Source organism: Anthropogastromicrobium aceti (assembly GCF_020687335.1).
Lineage (GTDB): Bacteria > Bacillota > Clostridia > Lachnospirales > Lachnospiraceae > Anthropogastromicrobium > Anthropogastromicrobium aceti.
This window is the reverse complement of record NZ_JAJEQN010000075.1, coordinates 1-5,777: the sequence shown is the minus strand read 5'-3', so window position 1 is coordinate 5,777 and position 5,777 is coordinate 1. Positions and strand designations below refer to the sequence as shown.

4 protein-coding genes and 1 pseudogene are annotated in these 5,777 nt (G+C 40.8%); all 5 read right to left on the bottom strand.

The genetic code is table 11. From position 1 onward, the window contains the following. A pseudogene (locus LKD48_RS16060) lies at positions 1 to 269 on the bottom strand (hypothetical protein); the annotation flags it as partial. Positions 270 to 289: 20 nt separating this feature from the next. After that, positions 290 to 916, bottom strand: a complete 627-nt coding sequence (locus tag LKD48_RS16055; protein WP_308732609.1) for a hypothetical protein — start codon at positions 914 to 916, stop codon at positions 290 to 292. A gap of 120 nt (positions 917 to 1,036) precedes the next feature. Next, a complete protein-coding gene (locus LKD48_RS16050) occupies positions 1,037 to 3,619 on the bottom strand; it encodes an RHS repeat domain-containing protein (RefSeq protein ID WP_308732608.1) in 2,583 nt (860 codons plus the stop codon). Positions 3,620 to 4,419: 800 nt separating this feature from the next. After that, the gene (locus LKD48_RS16045) at positions 4,420 to 4,917 is read right to left on the bottom strand and encodes a hypothetical protein (protein ID WP_227102491.1); all 498 of its coding nucleotides are present in this window, start codon (positions 4,915 to 4,917) and stop codon (positions 4,420 to 4,422) included. Continuing rightward, positions 4,914 to 5,777: RHS repeat-associated core domain-containing protein (locus LKD48_RS16040; RefSeq protein WP_308732607.1), on the bottom strand; the 864-nt coding region annotated here is incomplete at its 5' end. The genes LKD48_RS16045 and LKD48_RS16040, both read right to left, overlap by 4 nt.

Sequence of the window (5,777 nt, the reverse complement as noted above, 5' to 3'; positions counted from 1 at the left end):
GCTAACGCTCCTGAAACTGCACCTACTAAGCATGATTTTGCCAGCTCAACACCATCAATTTCTCCTCCACTAGTAAGTACATAAGAAAATCCACTAACTGCAGCTCCAACAACAGCGCCGACAATACATGGAATTGGAAACTCTCCTGCATAGTCTTCTCTTGCTACTGGATTATTATCGCAGTATGCGTACAGATTTTTGTTTCCTAATTCCTGTGGCTTCGCAAAGATCACACCAGGATCATCCGCACCCCATCTCTCAAATTTCAAAAAAGATTCATCTCTCGAGTCTATTTTCTTTGATCTCGAATTTCATTATCCCAATATTGACGTAGTTCTTCTTCACGTTCTTTTGAATACCCTATAAGCATAATTCGTTTCCGATGCATTGTATAAAAAATTATTCCTCGTTTTTTTTTCTTTTTTTCTTTTTCAGTACAACCTTTTTTGCAAATAAAAAATATATCGCATTCACTAGCTTTCTCTCCTTCTCTCGAATCAGTAGACATTGTTCTTCTTTCAATTATATCTATATCTTTCCAACATATTTCTCTATGAATATGGAAATAATATTCAATCTGAATTCCTTTTTCATTTAAATAATATCTCCCATCTGAAATCATGCACGCATATGCTTGCACCCAACCAGCACATATCCATATTCCCAAGAAAGGAAATACAAGTATTATAATGAGGACTATATTTATTATTTGCTCTTGTATTACACTTGGTCCTTGCATCACGATTTCAAAAATGTAATAAAATATTACAATCAATGGCAACACTCCAAAAAATATGCCAACAACACTTGCAATTCCAATTCCAAATATAGTTTCAAACTTTGCTTTTTTCCCCTTTTCTTCCAAATATTCGATTTTCTTCCCATGATCCCAATTCCAAATACATCTTTTTTTCAAACTCAATTCTCCCTTCACGCTGTTCAGACAGGGGTAATCTCCTGTCTGAACATTGTCTTTTTATTTTAGCTTATGCTACACATACTCGCTGAAACTTTGTATTTCGTCTTGTTGGCTACTTCACTTTATTGATAACTTTTTTCTTCCGGATACCGTTGTTATCACTCTGGTATTTGACTGCTTAGGTGTTCTCACATTAGATATTACAGAATCCACATTCTTAACAATGGCCTTTGTAATCGGCTTCGCTACTGCTGAAGTTCCTACCGCGGCAATTTCTGCTACGTGACCAACTACATAGCCAACTCCTGCATTTGCAATTACTTGAGATGTTTTTGTTGTTAATTCTACATCCCCAGTCCACTTATTGCATATATATCCTGATGCCATTGTCGCACCACCTTCTATTATGCCACAAACAATGCGTGTTGGTATATCACCATCTGTATTAATTGCAGTATTAATTCCATTAATTACTGATGCTACCGCTAAATATCCTTTTTTTATTGATCTTACGGGTTCCAGCGGCGCTAACGCTCCTGAAATTGCACCTACCAGGCATGACTTTGCCAGTTCAACACCATCAATTTCACCTCCACTAGTAAGCACATAGGAAAATCCACTAACTGCAGCTCCAACAACAGCGCCGACAATACATGGAATTGGAAACTCTCCTGCATAGTCTTCTCTTGCTACTGGATTATTATCGCAGTATGCGTACAGATTTTTGTTTCCTAATTCCTGTGGCTTTGCAAAGATCACATCCGTGTCATCCGCATTCACAAACCTTCCAACTTCTGGATCATAATAGCGGCTTCCCAAACAATACAGTCCTGTCTCTGGATCGTAGACATATTTTCGGTAGCGGAATGGATTCAGCGTTGCAAGGGACACGCCACTTGTATCCTGTGTGGACGTTACCTTACCCCAGCTGTTGTACTGGTATCTTACCACTACCTGATTGCTGCTGTCAACCAGACCGGTAATATCTCCGAGGCCATTATACAGATAGAAGTAATCTGTTTTTCCATTCACTCGCAGCATGAATGGCTTTCCCTGCGTATCATACACAAACTGTACCGTAGTTCCTGTTCCTGTAGTTCCTGCATCCTTGGATGCTTTTCTCACCAGACCACTCAGCACATTTCCATTGTAATAATACGTTGTGGTATTTCCTCCGCTTGTCTTTCTGACACGCTTTCCATCGCTGTCATACGCAAAGGTAACCTCTCCTGCTGTTCCAACAATTCTTTTTAAGCGGCGTCCTTCTCCCCAGGTCAGTGCCATTCCTCGCAGCACAGTCGGATTACCGCCTGCATCATAGGCATAGCTCTTTCCATTCCAGGACAGTAACTGATCCTTCCAGCCATCGGTGCGATAGGTAAAAAGATCCTGTGTCTGTATCGTTGAAACCGCTCCCTCTGTATAGGCATATGTCTTTCGGGAAGTCATGTTGCCGCCTGCATCGTAGGCATAAAGCACCGTAATTCCAAGTACACCATTGTTTTCACGAATCAGCTCATTGAGTTCATCATACTGATATGTGATGACCTTCGTACCGGATGTAATCTTTGTGATGTTTCCCACATTGTCATACTCGTAGCTCCAGCTCTCGGTTCCATTTGACATTGCTGAAAGAAGACTGTCCATATCAGTCAGATGACGAAGGGTTCCATAAGTAAAACAGTTTTCTCGTGTCTGTCCACCCGGAAGTGCAACGGTTTCCTTTGTGCAGCGTCCCATTGCATCATAAGCCAAACTTTGTCTCTGTGTTCCATCGACAGTAAGTCCATAAGATAATCCCGGTCGCTGTGTCTTTGATGCATCACCATACACCAGTCCGGTCTTTGTCTTTGATCCCTCCAGACTCTGCACCAGTCGATTTACGCGATTATAATTGTCATAACCAATCTCAAGTGACTGCACTGTATGAGTGTTTGCCACGGTCGGCTCACCTGCTGCCCCGGTATTTTTTTCCAGCGTCGCACTCTGTACAAGTCTTCCGGTCATGTCATACTGATCTTTGTCAATTCGTCCATTTACCAGATCAATTTCTTTTTCCAGTGTGCCGTAGTCATCATACTCATAACGCACGTCATCTGTACTTTCTCCATTCCATCGTCTGGCACAAATACGTTCTTCCTTGTCATACAGAATTTCCTGCGTATCGCCATTTCCATAGGTAACTGTCTTGAGTGGACCATTGTTTGGTGCATAGCGGTAACTTTCAATAGTCCTGTCGCCCGCCTTTACCATTGTCTGGTTTCCAAATCCATCATACTCAAATGCATAAGTGGTTCCACCATGCTTGATACTCTTAATTCGGTCTCCCTCATCATATGTATAGGAAACATCCCTTGTCTGCCCGGATGCAGTTGCACTTACGCCTGTTAAGCGATCGGTTGATGCCTCGTAATGATACTGTGTGCTATGGTTATTAGCATCGGTCATCTTTGTCAGAAGACGGTTATCACTGTCATATGCATAGGAAACGCGTTTCTGTCTGGCATCCATTACACTCGCTACATTTCTAAAATCACTTGTATAGCCCATGTAGGAATAAATTCGCTTTTCTACCTTCTCCAGTACAAATACCTTGTTGTCCTGAATATCGGAAAACGCCACACTAGACGGGGTTCCTGTTGCAATAACTGCTGCCAGATTTGCATAATCTCCCAATTTTACATCAAACTGATAACCCAACTTGTTCTCGATGACATGGCCTGTTCGAAGTTTCTTAAAGCAGAACTTCTGACTGTCTGCGCCACTGCTTTCCTGTAAAGTCTGACAATCATACTTGCCAGAGGGACAGGAACGCTGGCTAGATTAGTGTCCCTGGTGGCTCAAGTTTACAAACTTTTGTTCTTTCCTCGACTCGACTGCATTCTAATAAACACACAAAAAAAGCCTGAAAGCTCTTTTCTTGAACTTTCAGACTTTTTTACAGGGGACACATATCGAGCCAGTAGTAACACATTTTGAGCCACTTTCCCTGTCCCTCTGGTCACTCAACCATTCCTCTATGATGTCAAGGTATGGCGTAACGATAGAAGTTCTTCGCTTTGCTACAGGTGGCTGAGGTGAGAAGTCGTCTTGATTGAGGTATTTACGAACTGTTTTGCGATCCAAACCAGTAAGAGATGAAATTTTTGAAATTGAGTATCCCTTTTGGCTCAAATCTCTGATATCATTGATTTGGGACATAGTTAGCATTTCCTTTCCTCCTTTGCCTTTGGTGGTTCTTAGACAAAGGATATCTGATAGGTTATTTTGCTTCAACATGTCCCTTTCCGATTTTGAGGAATTCCCTTTCTGATACTGGGGAATTTTGTCTCCGATATCGGGTACTTTTATTATACGCTACACAAGGATTTCCACCTGACGGATTGTACACCCTTTGCTGGACACACTTCCTGACCCCACTGTGGTGCAGTTAAAAAGCCACTTTTAACTGATCTCTCTCGCTTCCTGACCCTCTCCTGTATCACTTGAAATCATTGAAATTAACTCTCCAACTGTTCCTTCATATAAGTAACTAGTTGTTTTTTATCATAACTATTTTTACAGCATAAAATATCTACTTGCGATTCATCTACAACCACTACAATTTCCACTGTAATCATTCCAGATTTCATAAGTTGACGCGTATTAATGTCCAAAGTAGATGGCTTCCATATACTTTGATCAGGCACAATCTGTATAGAAAACGATCTATTTCCACTTTTAAAAAATTCTCGAAGTACTTCTTCCAGATCATATCTATCAATTTTAAAAACAACATCTGCTAATAATTTATCTTCAAGTAATACTAGCCAATATTTTCTACTAACTCTTTTAATTATTTCAAAAAGTTTCCCCTCCTTTTTTACATCTCCAATCTGCATAACCACCACATTACTCTTAAATTTCTCTAGAATCTTTAATATATTTTCCATTGAACAGTTCACGTCTCCAAGAGCAATATATATCAAATCTTTATCATTATACGCATTAATTTTCATCGTCTTACTCCTCCATATATTCCTGAAGCAATAACGCCTAGTGGAAAATGTTTTTTCGCAAATGGACCTGGAAAGTGTGCATGAAGCATTGTTTTTGAGTTAACATCGACTCGAAAAACTTTTCCAATTTTAACTAACGTTCCTCCATTTGTTTTATGATACAGTTTATCTGGTGACAGTATCTTAACATTTTTAGTAACCTTTATTCCACTACTTACTTCTTTCCCTGCTTTTACACTGGCTTTAGCCGCTACTTTAAAACCGCTACTTACAACTTGTGAAGCTCCTGCCATTATTCCTCCTGTCATAAAGCCACTTGCAAACCCATCAACTGCTCCTTTTAATGCAATTTGAGTTGAATTTTTCCAACTTCCTGTTGAAATACGATTACCAACAACACTAGTTGATGCTCCTACTACTGCACCTATTGCACCTGATATTGCTGCTGTTTTCACCCCTGCGGTTGCTGCTACTACAAAAGTTGCTGCTATACCACCAGTTGCCGCGGTTGCTGCTACTGCTGCTGCACCTATTACAATTGCTCCAATTCCTATAGCTACCTCTGTTACCCACTTCGGCCATCCACCGTCTTCATCCTGCATGTTGATCGGATTATTGAAGCAATACTGATACAGATTCTTTCCCTGCACACTATCCATCTGGTAGGTCAGTGTCTCAAAATCATCCGCATTCACAAATCTTCCGACTTCCGGATCATAATATCTGCTTCCCAGACAATACAGTCCTGTCTCTGGATCGTAGACATACTTTCGGTAGCGGAATGGGTTCAGCGTTGCAAGGGACACGCCACTTGTATCCTGTGTGGACGTTACCTTACCCCAGCTGTTGTACTGGTATCT

Coding starts and splice junctions, on each gene's coding strand:
- LKD48_RS16045 (WP_227102491.1), bottom strand. CDS start 4,917: ATGAAAATTAATGCGTATAATGATAAAGATTTGATATATATTGCTCTT.